We start from the raw sequence: 14,523 nt of genomic DNA, 5'->3' as shown, positions 1-14,523 counted from the left end.
ATCCGGTGGTCGCAGCCCCCGTGACGCCGGATCAACCCGTCGCCGACACGCCCCCCGCCCGCCGCCGGGACGTGCGCGGCACGCTGCTGCGCACGCTCGCCGCCGCCGCGGGCGGAGCCGCGGTGTTCCTCAGCTTCCCCCCGCGCACCACCTGGTGGCTCGCGCCCCTCGGGTTCGCCGTCCTCGGCCTGCTCCTGCACGGCCGCCGCGCCCGCGCCGGGTTCGGCCTCGGCCTGGTCTGGGGGCTGGCGTTCATGGCGCCCCTGCTGCGCTGGACCGGCGAGTTCGTCGGCCTCATCGCCTGGCTCCCGCTCGCCCTGCTGTGCGCGGTCCTCGTCGCCGTCGGCACGGCCGCCATGGCCGCGGTGTCCCGGCTGCCCGGCGCGCCGGTGTGGATGGCGCTGGTGTGGGTCGCCGACGAGGCCCTGCGCGCCGTCGTGCCCTTCGGCGGCTTCCCCTGGGGCAAGATCGCCTTCGGCCAACCCGAAGGCTGGTACCTGCCGCTGGCCTCCCTCGGCGGCGCGCCCCTGATCGGGTTCGCCGTCGCCCTCACCGGCCTCGGCGCCGCCCACCTGCTCCGGAACTGGAAGCTCGGCGTGCCCGCCCTCGTGCTGCCGCTGGCCGCCGGCATCGCCGCCACCGCCCTCGTGCACACCGACCCCGACCAGGGCACCGCCACCGTCGCCGCCATCCAGGGCAACGTGCCCCGCGCCGGCCTCGACTTCAACGCCCAACGCCGCGCCGTGCTCGACAACCACGTCGCCCGCACCCTGCAACTCGCCGAGGACATCCGCGCCGGCCGCGCCGAGCAGCCCGACCTGGTCATCTGGCCCGAGAACTCCTCCGACATCGACCCCTTCCGCAACGTCGACGCCGCCAACCAGATCCAACGCGCCACCGAGGCCATCGGCGCGCCCATCGCCGTCGGCGCCGTCGTCATCGACCCCGACGACAAGCTGCCCCGCAACACCGTCGTGCTCTACGAACCCGGCGTCGGCCCCACCGACACCTACACCAAACGACAGCTGCAGCCCTTCGGCGAGACCATGCCCTACCGCGAGTTCTTCCGGATCTTCACCGACACCGTCGACCGCGCCGGCACGTTCCAACCCGGCACCGACCCCGAGGGCTTCACCATGGGCCCCGCCAAGGTCGCCATCGACACCTGCTACGAGGTCGCGTTCGACGGCGTGGTGCGCGACTCCATCACCGAAGGCGCGAACCTCATCGCCATCCCCACCAACAACGCCACCTTCGGCTACACCGAGATGACCTACCAGCAACTGGCCATGTCCCGCGTCCGCGCCGTCGAACACGGCAAATCCGTGATCGTCTCCGCCACGAGCGGCGTGTCCGCCATCGTGCGGCCGGACGGGTCCGTCACCCAGCGGACCGGCCTGTTCACCGCCGACGCGCTGGTGGCCACGGTCCCGCTGCGGGGGGAGGCTACGCTGGCCACCCGGCTCGGCGCATGGCCCGAGTGGGTGATGACCGCTCTGGGCCTGATGGCCGTGGCGATCGCCTTGACAGTGACACGACGACGGACGCGTCCGACCCCTGGTGCGGGAGTCGGCGAGGAGGACACGGATGGCGGACCAGCAGGCGCAGCCTGACCGCGAGCTCGGGCCGGTGCTGGTGGTGATCCCGACCTACAACGAGCGGGACAACATCGGGAAGATCGTGCAGCGGCTGCACACCGCGCTGCCGCAGGTGCACGCCCTCGTGGTCGACGACGGCAGCCCGGACGGCACAGGACAGCTGGCCGACGAGCTGGCCGCCGCCGACGACCGCGTGCACGTGCTGCACCGCACGGAGAAAGCCGGACTCGGCGCGGCCTACATCGCCGGCTTCGGCTGGGGGATGGAACGCGGCTACCAGGTCCTCGTGGAGATGGACGCCGACGGCTCCCACGCCCCCGAGGACCTGCCCCGCATGCTCGACGCCCTGCACGACGCCGACCTCGTGATCGGCTCCCGCTACGTGCCCGGCGGCACCGTGGTCAACTGGCCCAAGAAGCGCGAGTTCCTCTCCCGCGGCGCCAACCTGTACTCGAGGCTCGCGCTGGGCGCGTCGGTCAAGGACATCACCGCGGGCTTCCGCGCCTACCGCACCGACGTGCTGCGCAACCTCAACCTGCACAACGTCGCCTCGGCCGGCTACTGCTTCCAGATCGACCTCGGCTGGCGCACCATCGAACTCGGCTACCGGGTCGTCGAAGTGCCCATCACGTTCACCGAGCGTGAGATCGGCGTGTCCAAGATGAGCGGCGACATCGTCCGCGAAGCGCTCATCCGCGTCACCAAGTGGGGCCTGCGCCGCCGCGGCACCCAACTGCGGGACCTCATCGCCCCCAAGAAGGCGAAGACCCCCAGCAACCGCTGAGACGCGGCAACCGCTGGACCCCGCGCACGCGGAGGGGCCCGCCGGAACGGATTCCGGCGGGCCCCTCGCACGTCGACGCGGTCAGGCGGTGCGGGTGCGCCGCCCCTTCAGCTCCTCCAGCCGCTCGTCCAGCAGCTCCTCGAGCTCCGGGATCGTGCGCCGCTCCAGGAGCATGTCCCAGTGCGTGCGCGGCGGCTTGACCTTCTTCGCCTCCGGCTCGGCGCCGTCGATGATCTTCGACTCCTGGCCGTGCAGACGGCACTCCCAGGTGTGCGGGATCTCGGCGTCGTCGGAGAACGGGACCTCGAAGTCGTGGCCCTTGGGGCAGGCGTACCGCACCGACCGGCGCGGGGCGAGGTCGTGATTGCGGTCGGTCTCGTAGCTGACTGCTCCGAGCCGGCTACCCCGTAGAACGCGGTCGGCCATGGCGGTGTCCTTTCGCTCGGCTCAGGGCCGGGGCCCAGGCTTGTTGCTCACCGAGTGCAACGATCGGACTGCTCCGTTCGTTCCCGGCTTCACGGTCATCGTCGCCCACAGTGACGTCTTTCACCCGTCAACGAAGGCTTCCTCCTAAGGGATGCAATCGCGGCCGGATCGTGACGCGTTATCAAGCTACCGGGCGACCCCATCACACTGATGGAGCAGTCCTGGCAGAAGTCGTGCGGCTGCGACAGCTTAGACCGACCACACAGGGCGACGTTACGGCGGGTTTAACTCGCCGGTAGTGACGTCCATCATGGTTACGGTTACGCAAAGTTATTTCATAAAGTTCGGGGGACCTCACCACTCTGGGTGGCCGGACGAGTGTGCTCGGTGGCGGACATGAGGATGAATCACCCGTCCGGACCGCACCCAAACGTCCAATCGGACGCTTTATCCGTTCGATGACTTCAGTGTCACCCGAAAGAGTGCTTTTCGACGAGTCGGTCGAGCAGCTCGCGTTGGGCCTTCACCAGCTTTACCCGCGCCTGGACGAGAGGAAACCAGGCCACCCGGTCCACCTCGGGGAACTCCCGCACCGTCCCGGACCCGCGCGGCCACTCCAGGGTGAACGTCCCCGGAACCACCCGTTCGGGGTCCAGATCGCCTTCCAGGGCCCATGCGGTCACGACCTTGCCGCCGGACTGCCGCACCTCGCCCAACGGCACCAGTTCGCCCTCGGGCACCGGCAGCCCCAGCTCCTCGGCGAACTCCCGGCGGGCCGTCGCCTCCAGGTCCTCGTCGCCCTCCGGCTCGCCCTTCGGGATCGACCACGCGCCCTCGTCCTTGCGCGCCCAGAACGGGCCGCCCATGTGCCCCAGCAGCACCTGCCGCTCGCCGTCGACCACCCGGTGCAGCAGGATCCCGGCACTGCGCCCGCCCGTCACGCCCGACGCCCCGTGCGCATGTGGATCTGCTCGCCCTGCTTGCCGAACAGGCTCAGGATCTCCACCGGCTCCGGACCCGCCGGGCCGAACCAGTGCGGCAGCCGCGTGTCGAACTCCGCCGCCTCGCCGGGCCCCAGCACCACGTCGTGGTCGGCCAGGATCAGCCGCAGCCGCCCCGACAGCACGTAGAGCCACTCGTAGCCGGTGTGCGTGCGCGGATCCGGCTCGCCCCGGTCCGGGATGATCATCTTGAACGCCTGCAGGCCGCCCGGCTGCTGCGTCAGCGGCAGCACCGTCATGCCGTTGCGGCGGATCGGCACCGGCCTGATCCGCGGATCGCCGACCGGCGGCGCGCCCACCAGCTCGTCCAGCGGCACGCGGTGCGCCCGCGCGATCGGCAGCAGCAGTTCCAGGCTCGGCCGCCGCTGCCCCGACTCCAGGCGTGACAGGGTGCTCTTGGAGATCCCCGTCGCCTCCGCCAGGTCGGCCAGCGTCGCGCCGCGGCTCGTGCGGATGTGGCGCAGCCGCTCGCCGACCTTGTCCAGCACCTCGTCGGTCGGGTCGTCGGCGGTGTCGTCGCTCATGGCTCGTCCCGGGTCCGGCAACAGGGATTGCCCATTGTGGGACGCCGGGAGGGCGGGCGTCCAGCCGGGTCAGGTGAGGCTGAGCTGCCGGTCGTCCACGGTGTGCGGGCCGAGGTCGCCGGTGCGGTAGTGCGTGCGGCACAGCACCTGGTAGCGGACCTCCGCGGTGTCCGCCGCGACCGTGTCGGCGACCAGCACCGTGTCCCCGGCGCGCACCACGTCGCCGTCGTGGACGCGGGCGTTGAACCGGCCCGGCCGCCCGCACCAGCACAGCACCTCGACCTGGATCGCGTTGAGCTCGTCGGCCAGCTCGAACAGCCGCCGCGACCCCGGGAACAGGCAGCTGCGGAAGTCGGTGGCCAGGCCGAAGCAGTACACCTCCAGGTGGGCGTCGTCGGCGAGCTCGGCGAGCTGGTCGACCTGCTCGGCGGAGAGGAACTGGGCCTCGTCGACGATGACGTAGTCGACCCGGCTGCCCCGCGACCAGTGCTCCCGCACCAGCGCGCACAGGTCCATGCCCTCGTGGACCTCCAGCGCGTGGCGGACCAGGCCCATGCGGCTGGAGATGGTGGGGGTGCCGGAGCGGTCGTGGCGCACGAGCAGCAGCCCGCGGCGGCCCTGCCGGGCCTGGTTGTGGTCGATCTGCAGGGCCAGCGTCGACTTGCCGCAGTCCATCGGCCCGAAGAAGAACCGCAGCCGCCCCGTGGGCGTCAGACCGCGACCGGCGCCGGCGGCGGGCACGGAGGACAGCGCGTCGGTCGGGTCGGGGGAGGGAGTGATCGGTTCCACGGCGGGCCACCCTAGTGCGCGGTATCAGCGCGGCCGCCGCGACCTCCTCCGTGCGGTGGGGGAACCGGCCCGGCGAGGGGCGGCCCGACACCGGCGGCCGGTCCGCGCCGGGCCGGTCGACGACGTCCGAGGAGGAGTCATGCGCAGGATCGTCGCGTTGCTCGCGTCACCCCTGGCGGTGCTGGGGTTCGCCGTGCTGTCACCGGGGACCGCCGGTGCCGCGCCCGCCGGGGCGTGCACGTCGACCACCACCATCGAGCAGCTCAAGTGGGCGCCGAACGGCAACGGCTACCTGGAGCCGGTCGGCACCTACCACCACGGCTACGTCGGCTCGGCGATGGCCGGCGTCGGCAGCTACCGCATCTGGCACGTGACCTACCGGGCCGACGGCGGGCTGTTCGCCGTCTACGAGGGCGCCTACGCGGTGCGCTGCGCCCCCGACGGCACCGCCGGCGCCGAGGTGGACCTCACCCGCACCCCCGAGCAGACGCTGACGTCGTTCGACCTGCGGTGCGGCACGGCGGCGTTCACGGCGGGCACCACCTCCTACGCCCACGTCGGCAGCCGCACGGCGTTCGGCACGACGTGGCGGTACTGGCGCACCACCACGTCCACGTCGACGTTGCTGCACTGGGGTGTGACGGCGGCGCGCTGCCCGTAGGCGGCGCCGCGGGGTGGCGCCGTCGCCGTGCGGTCAGCGCACGGCGACGGCGTCGACCTCGAACAGCATCCCCGGCAGGGCGAGGGTGGCGACGCCGAGCAGGGTCTGCGCGGGCGGCCGGTCGCCCCAGATGCGGGTGACGTGCTCCAGCAGCACGGCGAGCCGGTCGGCGTCGTGGTCGACGACGTAGGTGCCCAGGCGGGCGACGTGCCGGTAGTCCAGGCCCGCGGCGCGCAGCGCGACGCCGAGGTTGGCGAAGGAGCGGGCGACCTGGTCGGCGAAGTCGTCGGACACGACGCGACCGTCGGGGCCGGAGCCGTACTGGCCCGCGACGAACACCAGGTCGCCGGTGGTGGCGGCGACGTGGCTGTAGCCGTAGCCGGTGGGGTCGTGCAGCTCGTCGGGGTTGCTCAGGGTGTGCGGCACGGTCGTCCTCTTCCGTCGGTCGGGGCTGTTGTCTGTGTCAGGTGAGTCGGGCGCGGGTGGCGGCCGGGGCGTCGGGGTCGGCGCGGCGCACGTCGGCGTCGAGGTCGGCGAGGGTGCGGCCGGCCAGCTCGCGCCGCCAGGCCAGGTCGGCGCGGGTCATGGCGGAGTCGATGGCGCAGCGGGTGGTGTGGGGGCCGCCGGCGCGGATCTCGGTGCAGCGGAACGCGGGGTCGGCGCCGTCGACGGCCGTGACGACGTCCAGGAGGGTCACGGCGTGCGGCGGCCGGTCGAGCAGGTAGCCGCCGCGCGGGCCGGGGGTGGAGCGCACGATGCCGGCGCGGCCGAGGGCCTGCAACTGCTTGGTCAGGTAGGCGGCGGGCAGGCCGTGCAGCGCGGCGAGGCGGGCGGCGGGGACGGGGGTGTCGCCCGCCCACGACAGGTCCAGGCAGCAGTGCAGGGCCCATTCGACGCCCTCGGCCATCTTCACGGTCGCCACCCTACCCAAATCCTGGACATCCCATATCCAGGTTTATTGCCGAGATATATCGCGAAGCGGTATAACGTGCGGTGTGAGAGGTATGTCGGAGCAGGTGTTCCTGGTGCTCACCGCGTTGGCGGAGGAGCCGTTGCACGGTTACGCGATCGTGCGCGCGGTCGACGGGCTGTCGGAGGGCCGGATGCGGTTGCGGGTCGGCACGCTGTACGGGGTGCTGGACCGACTGGTCGCCGAAGGACTGGCCGAGCGGGACCGCGAGGAGGTCCACCAGGGCCGGCTGCGCCGCTACTACCGGCTGACCGACGCCGGGGTGCGGGTGTTGTCGGCGGAGGTGGCCCGGTTGTCGGCCAACGTGCGCGCCGCGTCGTCGGTGCTGAAGGCGAGGGGTGCGCTGTGAGATCGGACGCCGGGAAGTCGAACCTGGAACGCCGGTACCGGGCGTTGCTGCGGGTGCTGCCCGCCCGGTACCGGGCGGAGCGGGAGGAGGAGATGGTCGGCATCTTCCTGGCCGGCCGCGGCGACGACCTGGACCTGGAGCACGGCTGGCCGGGCTGGGGCGAGGCGGGCGCGACGCTGGCGCTGGCGGTGCGGGTGCGGCTGGGTGCGCGGCGCGCCGCGGGCACCGTCCTGCGGGTGCTGGCGTTGACCGGGCTGCTCGGGCAGCTGGTGTCCTCGGCGCAGTCGTGGACGGTGATCGCCCGGCTCGGCCCGGCCGTCGACGTGCAGGGCTGGTGGTACGACGTGGCGGCCCTGGTGGCGTTCGCGGCGCTGGTCGCGGGCCGGCGTGCCCTGGGCCGGGTCGCGGCCGCGGTGTCGGGTGTGGTGTCGCTGGCGCCGGTGGTGTGGGCGGTGGTGTCGGGGGCCCCGGCGTGGCTCGCGCTGGCCTGGCACGCGCCCGCGCTGGTGACGGCGGTCGTGGCGGTGGCCGCGTTCCACCGGGAGGCGCCGGCCCCGTCACGGGTGTGGTGGGCGGTCGCGCCGGTCGCGGTGGCGGCGGGCGTGGCGTCGGTGGTGTTCACGCCGTGGCTGTCGACGGGGACGCTGCTGGCGGCGTGGCTGATCGCCGCGGTCGTGGCGGCGGCGTTCCGGCCCTGGTCGGCCCGCACGCCCGTGCCCGCCACCTGAACCACGCGCCCGCCCGGGGCCGGTGCGGCCCCGGGCGGGGGTCGGTCACACCTTGGCGGGCACCGGGTTGCCCGAGGCGGCGATCGCCTTGCGCACCGGCACGAAGATCATCAGCACGAACCCGGCCACGAAGAAGATCACCAGCGAGATGATCGCCAGCCGGAACGACCCGGTGGCCTGGCCGACACCGGCGAACACCATCGGGCCCAGCCACGACGTGGACCGCTCGCCGACCTCGTAGAGCGAGAAGTACTGGGCCTCGCGGCCGGGCGGGATCATCTGGCTGAACAGCGACCGCGACAACGCGTTCGTGCCGCCCAGCACCAGCCCGATGCCCACCGCGAGCCCGTAGAACTGCAGCTGCTGGCCGGCCTGCACGAAGAACGCCGCCCCGACCACCACGATCCACACGCACAGGCTCACCATGATCGTGCGCTTCGCGCCCCATGACTTCGCCACCCGCCCGTGCAGCATCCCGCCCAGGAACGCGACGAACTGCACGATCAGGATCGTGGTGATCAGCACCGTCTCGTCGAGCAGCAGCTCGTCGCGCCCGTACTGGGCCGAGACGTTCGCGACGGTGGCGATGCCGTCGGTGTAGATGAGGTAGGTGCCCAGGAACGCCAGCGTCAGCGGGAACAGCCGCGCCTGCCGGATCGTCTGGCGCAGCTCGGCGAACCCGGCGGTGATCACCGACGCGCCCGACTCCGAGCCGTGGGGCGGCTGGTGCCGCTTGAGCCGCGCCAGCGGGATGAGCGTGAACCCCGCCCACCACAGACCCGAGAACACGAACCCGACCCGCACCGCCGCGCCCTCGCTCAACCCGACCGCGTCGTGGCCCACGAACAGCGCCAACTGCACCGCCAACGCCAACCCGCCGCCGAGGTAGCCGAACGCCCAGCCGCGGGTGGACACCGCGTCGCGCTCGTCGGGGGCCGCGATCTCCGGCAGGAACGCGTAGTACACGACGACCGACGCGCCGTAGCAGATATTGCCCAGCACGAACAGCGCGACGCCGAGGTGCCAGTCGTCGCCGCCGACCGCGGCCAGCGCGACCGTGGCGACCGACCCGGTGAACGCCAGCCCGCCGAGCATGCGGCGCTTGTTCTGGGTGCGGTCGGCGATCGCGCCCATCACCGGCAGCACCACGACCTGCACGAGGGTGGCGATGGACAGCAGGTAGCCCCACAGGGACCCGGCGGGGAAGTAGGCGCCGAACAGGGAGATGTCGCACTGCCGCAGCGACCCGTCCGCACACGCGTTCGGGCCGTTGCGGGCGGTGTCGGCGACCGCGGCCTCCTTGGCGACCGCGGTGAGGTAGCCGGAGAGGAACACGGTGACCACCGAGGTGGGGAACACCGAGTTCGCCCAGTCGTACCAGGTCCACCCGCGCTGTTCCCGCTTGCGGTCCACGGCGGGTGCGGTGCTGTCGGCCACGCTCATGGGGGCGGACTGTATATCGCCCGCCATCCGTGGGTGGTGATCACCACCAAGCTGTTGCCAACCGTCCGCCCGCACGCCACGCGGCGCGTCAGCCGCCCGCCCAGGCGCGGCGGTCGACCAGCACGTCGCGCAGCCGGTCGGGCCGGTCGGTGACCAGCCCGTCGACGCCCAGGTCCAGCAGCCGCCGCATCTCCCGCTCGTCGTCGATGGTCCACACGTGCACCTCCAGGCCGCGGCGGTGCGCGGCGGCCACGAACCGGCCGTCGACCACCAGCAGCCGGCCCTGCCGCACCGGCACCTGCGCGACCATGCCCCGCACCGGCAGCCCCACCAGCGGCACCCGCCCGGCCGCCCACAGCGCGCCCGCCGACCGCGGCCCCATCGAGGTCAGCAACCCCGGGCCGCCCAGGCGCCGCAGCCGGGCCAGCCGCTTCTCCGAGAACGACGCCAGGCACACCCGGTGCAGCGAGTCGGTGCGACGCAGCGCCTCCAGCACCGGCACCACCGCCGAGTCGGCCTTGACGTCGATGTTCACCCACGCGTCCGGCAGGTCCTCCAGCAGGTCCTCCAGCCTGGTGACCGGCTCGCGCCCGCCCACGTTGGCCCGCCGCACCGCCGACCACGGCTGCGCGGCCACCGGCCCGGTCGCGTCGGTGGTGCGGTCCAGGGTCGCGTCGTGGTGGACCACCACCACGCCGTCGGACGTGGCGTGCACGTCGGTCTCCAGGTACCGGTAGCCCTCCTGGTGGGCGCGGCGGAACGCGGCCAGCGAGTTCTCCATCCCCGACAGCTCGTCGAGGTGCCAGCCCCGGTGCGCGAACGCGCGCGGGTGCGGTCCGGACAGGTACGGGTGCTTCGCGGTCACACCCGGAGTCTGCCCTGGCGGCGTGGCGCGGCGGTGACCGGTGGGTAGCGGGATACCGTCGCGCGCCATGGAGCTGGTGACCGAGCCCGTCGCGGCACGCCGTGAGGAAGCCAGGCACTGCGCCTGGTGCGGACGCCGTCTGCCCGACAGCGGCCGGATCGGGCGGCCGCGCCGGTACTGCGCGCAGCCCTGCCGGCAGCGCGCCTACGAACGCCGCGCCGCCGTGCAGCGGGGCGGGCTGCCAGAGGACGCCGTGGTGCTGTCCGCGGGGGAGTTGGCCGACCTGCAGGACCGGCTGTTCCAGCTGCGGTGCGCCGCGGAGGACGTCGCCACCGCCGCCGCGGACGGCGCCGACGGCGCGGAGTTGCGGCGGCTGGCGGGGGAACTGGTGGACACCGCGCGTGGGCTGGAGCGGTTGCGCTGAATTCCGTCGGCTTGCCCCCCGCGCGTGGTCTCGACCATCATGGCCCGCGGGTGGGCGAGGAGGAGCGCGTGAACGGCAACGGCGCGTTGCACCGCGAGGTGCTCGACCGGGCCGACGTCGGTTTCGGTGTGACGGACGCGAACGGCACGCTGGCCTGGGTGAACCCCGCGCTGGCGGAGATCCTGGGCGTGCCGGTGGACCACGTGGTCGGCCGGTCGCTGCCCGCGCTGCTGCCCGGCGCGCCCGAACGACCCCGGGCCGGGCTGGCGCTGCTGACCCCCAGCGCCTACCGCAAGGGGCACCGCTGGCTGGAGGTCACCTGCCAGACCCTCCCCGCCGCCGCGACCGGACCCGACGCCGAGGAGCGGCTGCTGTACCGGGTGGTGGACGTCACCGCGTGGCGCGACCGGGAGCTGGAGGCGACCCACGAGGCCGACGCGCTGCGCCGCGCGCAGGTGCTGGGCCGCATGGGCACGTGGGAGTGGCACATCGCCGAGGACCGCGTGGTGTGGTCGGACACGCTGCTGGAGATGTTCGGGTTCGGCCCCGACACGGAACTGGACTTCGACGGCTACGCCGCCGTGGTGCACCCCGAGGACCTGTCGATGATCCAGGCCACCCTCGAGGAGGCCATGCGGTCGGGCGCCGGGTTCTCCTACACCCACCGCATGCTGCTGGGGCAGGACCGCACCGAGCGGTGGTTCGAGTGCTTCGGCGAGGTCGTCACCGACGAGGACGGCTCGCCGCTGCGGGTGCTGGGCACCGCGCACGACATCACCCGCGCCCGCCGCGTGCACGACGAACTGCTCGCGCTGGCCGAGCAGGACCCGCTCACCGGGCTGGCGAACCGGCGTGCGGTGACCCGTGAGCTGGAACGGCAGCTCGCCGGCGGCGGGCCCGGCGCGATGCTGCTGCTGGACCTGGACAACTTCAAGGACGTCAACGACCTGCGCGGCCACGCCGTCGGCGACCGGCTGATGAAGGCGCTGGCCTCGACGCTGCGGTCACGGCTGTCGACGTCGCAGCTGATCGGCCGGCTCGGCGGCGACGAGTTCGCCGTCGTGCTGCCCGGCGCGACCCCCGGCGACGCCGCCCGGGTCGCCGAGGGACTGCGCGATGCCGTAGCGGCGTTGCCGCTCGTCGGCGCCGCCCGCAGCATCACCGTCTCGACCGGCGTGGCCGAGTACGGGCCCGGCGACACCTGGGAACTCGTCCTGGCCAACGCCGACCTCGCCCTCTACGCCTCCAAGGCCGCCGGCCGCAACCGCGTCACCGTCTACGAGCCCGGCCACTACGCCGACACCGCGAAACGCGTCTCCGTGCTGGATCGGCTGCGCGCCGCCCTCGACGGCGGCGGCCTGGCCCTGCACGCCATGCCCATGGTGCAGCTGGCCACCGGCACCACCCTCGGCCACGAGCTGCTGCTGCGGCTGGAGGACGGCCGGGACCCGTACCTGGGCCCGGCGGAGTTCCTGCCCGAGGCCGAACGCTCCGACCTCGTGCTCGACATCGACCGGTGGGTGCTGTCCACCGCGATCGACGCCCTCGTAGGCCACCCCGACCCGCGGCTGCGGTTCAACGTCAACATCTCCGGCCGCACCCTGGAGGACGAGGACTTCGGCGGGTTCGTGCTCGACCGGCTCGCCACCGCGGGCGTCGCGCCCGGCCGGCTCGGCCTGGAGATCACCGAGACCGCCGCCGTGACCAACCTCGACGCCGCCCGCGCCCTGTCGCTGCAGCTGCGCGCGTTCGGCTGCCGCATCATCCTCGACGACTTCGGCTCCGGGTTCGGCTCGTTCGTCCACCTCAAGCACCTGCCCATCACCGGCATCAAGATCGACGGCGAGTTCGTGCGCGGCATCGACGAACGCTCCACCGACGCCGTCCTCGTCGCCGGCATCGTGCAGATCGCCCAGGGCCTCGGCCTGACCGCCGTCGCCGAGTGGGTCGAGCGGCCCGCCCAGGTCGACGCCCTCGTCCGGCTGGGCGTGCAGAGCGGCCAGGGCTTCCACCTCGGCCGCCCCCAACCGCTCGAGAAGGTCCTCTCGGCCCAGTCGCAGCCGCCGAACGGCGCATTGTCGCCACGCATGGCCGGTGCGGAGGATGGGGCGCGTTCCTGATCACCGCCGCCCCGCCCCCCGATGGGAAGCCACCGACGTGCCCGGTACCCCCGACAGCCCCGCACGCGGTGTCCGCCGCGTCGAGCTGAGCACCACCCGCCCCGAACCGATCGCCGAGTTCTACGCCCACCTGCTCGGCTGGGTGCTCATCGCCGAACCCGACGGCGCGTTCACCGGCTGGGTCGGCGACCGCCTGGCCGCCCGCGTGCACCCCGGCGACCCCGCCTGGCGCGTCGTGTTCGCCGGCGCCGGACCCCGCGACCTCGGCGGCGGCGCCGCCGTCGACGCCGGCCGCGTCCTGCACGGCCCGTGGGCGCCGCAACCACGCCCCGGCGAACCGTGCTGGGTGGAACTCATGGGCGCCGCCACCGACGACGACCACTGGGCCGGCGCGCTCGGCTGGCAGGTCCGCGACCCCGACGGCGAGTTCACCCTCTACGACGCCGCCGTCGCCGACGACCGCCGCCCCGTCGCCGGCCGCCTCACCGCCCAGGGCGGCTGGACCTGCTACTTCGCCGTCCCCGACGTCGCCGCGGCCCTCACCGAGGCCACCGACATGGGCGGCACGGTCCTCGTCGGCCCCCGGGACGTCCCCACCGGTGTCGTCGCGGCCGTCGCCGACCCCGCCGGCACGGTGTTCGCCCTGCTGGAGAACCCGGCCGGCTGGGGCGGGGCGTGGTGCGTCGCCCACCAGGCCCACGCCTAGGACCGCGGTGGGCGAGGAGCGCGCGGTGGCGGGAACCGAACCGGTCGTGCGGGACGCCGGACCCGACGACGTCGCCGCCGTCCGCCGCTTCGGCGAGGAGCACATCCCCGCCCACTACACCCCGCTGATCGGCCCCGAAGCCGCGTCCGGGCAGGTCCGCCTGTGGTGGGACGAGACGCGACTCGCCGCGGCCGTGGCCGACGGGCTGCTCGTCGTCGCCGAGCTCGACGGACGACTGGTCGGCGTCGGGCAGCGCGGCCGCCTGGGAACCGACCACGTCGTCTACAAGCTCTACGTCCACCCCGCCCTGCGCGGCCGAGGACTGGGACCGCGGCTGCTCGACGCGATCACCCGCCGGCTGCCCGCCGACGCCGACCGGCTGTGGATCGAGCACTACGCGGCCAACGCACGCGCGGGCGCGTTCTACGAGCGCGAGGGCTTCACCGTGCGGCGGGTCGAACCGGACCCCACCGGGGACCCCGCGCTCGCGGTGGTGTGGCGGGCCCGCACCCTGCGGTGACCCGCCGGCACTCAGTGATCCGGGCACGCCGGGGGAGCGGCGAGCAGGGGAGTGGTCAGCCGGCCAGCCCGGGCGGGAACCCGCCGGTCGCGATCGGACCCCACCGGTCGATCGTGACGCGGATCAGGGACTTGCCCTGCCGGCGCATCGCGGCCCGGTACTCGTCCCAGTCCGGGTGCTCACCCGCGATGCACCGGTAGTAGTCCACCAGCGGCTCCAACGCCTCCGGCAGGTCCAGCACCTCCGCCCGTCCGTCCACCTGGACGTAGGGGCCGTCCCAGTCGTCGGACAGCACGCACACCGTCACCCGGTCGTCCCGCCGCGCGTTGCGCGACTTCGCCCGCTGCGGATAGGTCGACACCACCACCCGCCCCTCGTCGTCCACCCCGCACGTCACCGGCGACACCTGCGGACGCCCGTCGGCGCGCGCGGTGACCAGCAGGGCGCGGTGGCGTGGCCGCAGGAACTCGACCAACTCGTCACGGGACACGGTGTCGGCGGTGGCGATTCTCGGCATGCCCACCAGCCTAGGAGAAAGCGCCCCGACCGCACCCGACGCCACCACCCACGCCCACCACGCCACCGCCCGCCGACCTCGCCAGCACCTATCACTGC

The 14,523-nt window shown here is 73.5% G+C and carries 18 protein-coding genes; 9 read left to right on the top strand and 9 right to left on the bottom strand.

Annotation, left to right across the window (positions count from 1 at the left end; genetic code table 11):
- Positions 1–5: 5 nt before the first annotated feature.
- Positions 6–1,613 carry an apolipoprotein N-acyltransferase gene (gene lnt, locus LNK82_RS17045; protein ID WP_230567972.1) on the top strand — a complete coding sequence of 536 codons (1,608 nt, stop codon included), beginning with the start codon at positions 6–8 and terminating at the stop codon, positions 1,611–1,613.
- On the top strand, positions 1,588–2,382 hold the full coding sequence (locus LNK82_RS17040) for a polyprenol monophosphomannose synthase (RefSeq protein ID WP_230567971.1): 795 nt from the start codon (positions 1,588–1,590) through the stop codon (positions 2,380–2,382). The genes lnt and LNK82_RS17040 overlap by 26 nt, the downstream gene beginning before the upstream one ends.
- An 81-nt stretch (positions 2,383–2,463) precedes the next feature.
- On the opposite strand, the gene LNK82_RS17035 is transcribed toward LNK82_RS17040, so the two are convergent.
- From LNK82_RS17035 to LNK82_RS17020, 4 genes are all read right to left on the bottom strand, one after another.
- A complete protein-coding gene (locus tag LNK82_RS17035) occupies positions 2,464–2,808 on the bottom strand; it encodes an RNA polymerase-binding protein RbpA (RefSeq protein ID WP_053722354.1) in 345 nt (114 codons plus the stop codon).
- A gap of 470 nt (positions 2,809–3,278) precedes the next feature.
- Complete coding sequence (locus LNK82_RS17030; protein ID WP_230567970.1) at positions 3,279–3,749, bottom strand: NUDIX hydrolase; 471 nt, start codon at positions 3,747–3,749, stop codon at positions 3,279–3,281.
- Positions 3,746–4,333, bottom strand: coding sequence for a helix-turn-helix domain-containing protein (locus LNK82_RS17025; RefSeq protein WP_230567969.1), 588 nt, complete (start codon positions 4,331–4,333; stop codon positions 3,746–3,748). Before LNK82_RS17025 ends, LNK82_RS17030 begins: the two co-directional genes overlap by 4 nt.
- A gap of 69 nt (positions 4,334–4,402) precedes the next feature.
- Positions 4,403–5,122: a thymidine kinase gene (locus LNK82_RS17020; protein WP_230567968.1), complete on the bottom strand. Its 720-nt coding sequence runs from the start codon at positions 5,120–5,122 to the stop codon at positions 4,403–4,405.
- Positions 5,123–5,261: 139 nt separating this feature from the next.
- Here LNK82_RS17020 and LNK82_RS17015 point away from each other — a divergent pair, with 139 nt between their 5' ends.
- The gene (locus LNK82_RS17015; protein ID WP_230567967.1) at positions 5,262–5,783 is read left to right on the top strand and encodes a hypothetical protein; all 522 of its coding nucleotides are present in this window, start codon (positions 5,262–5,264) and stop codon (positions 5,781–5,783) included.
- Between the two features lie 33 nt (positions 5,784–5,816).
- Here the strand turns inward: LNK82_RS17015 and LNK82_RS17010 are convergent, their stop codons facing one another.
- Positions 5,817–6,209, bottom strand: a complete 393-nt coding sequence (locus LNK82_RS17010; protein ID WP_230567966.1) for a RidA family protein — start codon at positions 6,207–6,209, stop codon at positions 5,817–5,819.
- A gap of 37 nt (positions 6,210–6,246) precedes the next feature.
- Entirely contained in the window at positions 6,247–6,696 is a 450-nt protein-coding gene (locus LNK82_RS17005; protein WP_230567965.1) for an RrF2 family transcriptional regulator, read from the bottom strand.
- A 91-nt stretch (positions 6,697–6,787) separates the two neighbouring features.
- Between LNK82_RS17005 and LNK82_RS17000 the strand changes: the two genes are divergently transcribed.
- Together LNK82_RS17000 and LNK82_RS16995 are read left to right on the top strand one after the other, a co-directional pair.
- On the top strand, positions 6,788–7,102 hold the full coding sequence (locus LNK82_RS17000) for a PadR family transcriptional regulator (RefSeq protein WP_184929076.1): 315 nt from the start codon (positions 6,788–6,790) through the stop codon (positions 7,100–7,102).
- Positions 7,099–7,830 (top strand): hypothetical protein, encoded by a 732-nt coding sequence (locus LNK82_RS16995; RefSeq protein WP_230567964.1) that lies wholly within the window; start codon positions 7,099–7,101, stop codon positions 7,828–7,830. The genes LNK82_RS17000 and LNK82_RS16995 overlap by 4 nt, the downstream gene beginning before the upstream one ends.
- Before the next feature lie 45 nt (positions 7,831–7,875).
- On the opposite strand, the gene LNK82_RS16990 is transcribed toward LNK82_RS16995, so the two are convergent.
- Both LNK82_RS16990 and LNK82_RS16985 read right to left on the bottom strand, forming a co-directional pair.
- Entirely contained in the window at positions 7,876–9,273 is a 1,398-nt protein-coding gene (locus tag LNK82_RS16990; protein ID WP_230567963.1) for an MFS transporter, read from the bottom strand.
- Positions 9,274–9,361: 88 nt separating this feature from the next.
- A complete protein-coding gene (locus LNK82_RS16985) occupies positions 9,362–10,138 on the bottom strand; it encodes a glycerophosphodiester phosphodiesterase family protein (protein WP_230567962.1) in 777 nt (258 codons plus the stop codon).
- Positions 10,139–10,205: 67 nt separating this feature from the next.
- On the opposite strand from LNK82_RS16985, the gene LNK82_RS16980 reads away from it, so the two are divergent.
- From LNK82_RS16980 to LNK82_RS16965, 4 genes are all read left to right on the top strand, one after another.
- Positions 10,206–10,562, top strand: a complete 357-nt coding sequence (locus LNK82_RS16980) for a hypothetical protein (protein ID WP_053722362.1) — start codon at positions 10,206–10,208, stop codon at positions 10,560–10,562.
- A gap of 68 nt (positions 10,563–10,630) precedes the next feature.
- Positions 10,631–12,682, top strand: coding sequence for a putative bifunctional diguanylate cyclase/phosphodiesterase (locus LNK82_RS16975; RefSeq protein WP_230567961.1), 2,052 nt, complete (start codon positions 10,631–10,633; stop codon positions 12,680–12,682).
- 37 nt (positions 12,683–12,719) lie between these two features.
- Complete coding sequence (locus LNK82_RS16970) at positions 12,720–13,388, top strand: VOC family protein (protein ID WP_230567960.1); 669 nt, start codon at positions 12,720–12,722, stop codon at positions 13,386–13,388.
- Positions 13,389–13,413: 25 nt separating this feature from the next.
- Positions 13,414–13,908: a GNAT family N-acetyltransferase gene (locus LNK82_RS16965; protein WP_230567959.1), complete on the top strand. Its 495-nt coding sequence runs from the start codon at positions 13,414–13,416 to the stop codon at positions 13,906–13,908.
- 55 nt (positions 13,909–13,963) lie between these two features.
- On the opposite strand, the gene LNK82_RS16960 is transcribed toward LNK82_RS16965, so the two are convergent.
- Positions 13,964–14,425, bottom strand: coding sequence for a PPOX class F420-dependent oxidoreductase (locus LNK82_RS16960; protein ID WP_230567958.1), 462 nt, complete (start codon positions 14,423–14,425; stop codon positions 13,964–13,966).
- Positions 14,426–14,523: the final 98 nt, after the last annotated feature.

Source organism: Saccharothrix luteola (assembly GCF_020859565.1).
GTDB classification, from domain to species: Bacteria; Actinomycetota; Actinomycetes; order Mycobacteriales; family Pseudonocardiaceae; genus Actinosynnema; species Actinosynnema luteola.
The sequence above is the reverse complement of the archived record's forward strand: the minus strand, read 5'-3'. Positions and strand labels throughout refer to the sequence as shown.

What these genes read in the sequence shown, in the direction of transcription:
- LNK82_RS17040 (WP_230567971.1), top strand. Translation starts at nt 1,588, where the DNA reads ATGGCGGACCAGCAGGCGCAGCCTGACCGCGAGCTCGGGCCGGTGCTG.
- LNK82_RS17035 (WP_053722354.1), bottom strand. Translation starts at nt 2,808, where the DNA reads ATGGCCGACCGCGTTCTACGGGGTAGCCGGCTCGGAGCAGTCAGCTAC.
- LNK82_RS17025 (WP_230567969.1), bottom strand. Translation starts at nt 4,333, where the DNA reads ATGAGCGACGACACCGCCGACGACCCGACCGACGAGGTGCTGGACAAG.
- LNK82_RS17015 (WP_230567967.1), top strand. Translation starts at nt 5,262, where the DNA reads ATGCGCAGGATCGTCGCGTTGCTCGCGTCACCCCTGGCGGTGCTGGGG.
- LNK82_RS17000 (WP_184929076.1), top strand. Translation starts at nt 6,788, where the DNA reads ATGTCGGAGCAGGTGTTCCTGGTGCTCACCGCGTTGGCGGAGGAGCCG.
- LNK82_RS16990 (WP_230567963.1), bottom strand. Translation starts at nt 9,273, where the DNA reads ATGAGCGTGGCCGACAGCACCGCACCCGCCGTGGACCGCAAGCGGGAA.
- LNK82_RS16980 (WP_053722362.1), top strand. Translation starts at nt 10,206, where the DNA reads ATGGAGCTGGTGACCGAGCCCGTCGCGGCACGCCGTGAGGAAGCCAGG.
- LNK82_RS16960 (WP_230567958.1), bottom strand. Translation starts at nt 14,425, where the DNA reads ATGCCGAGAATCGCCACCGCCGACACCGTGTCCCGTGACGAGTTGGTC.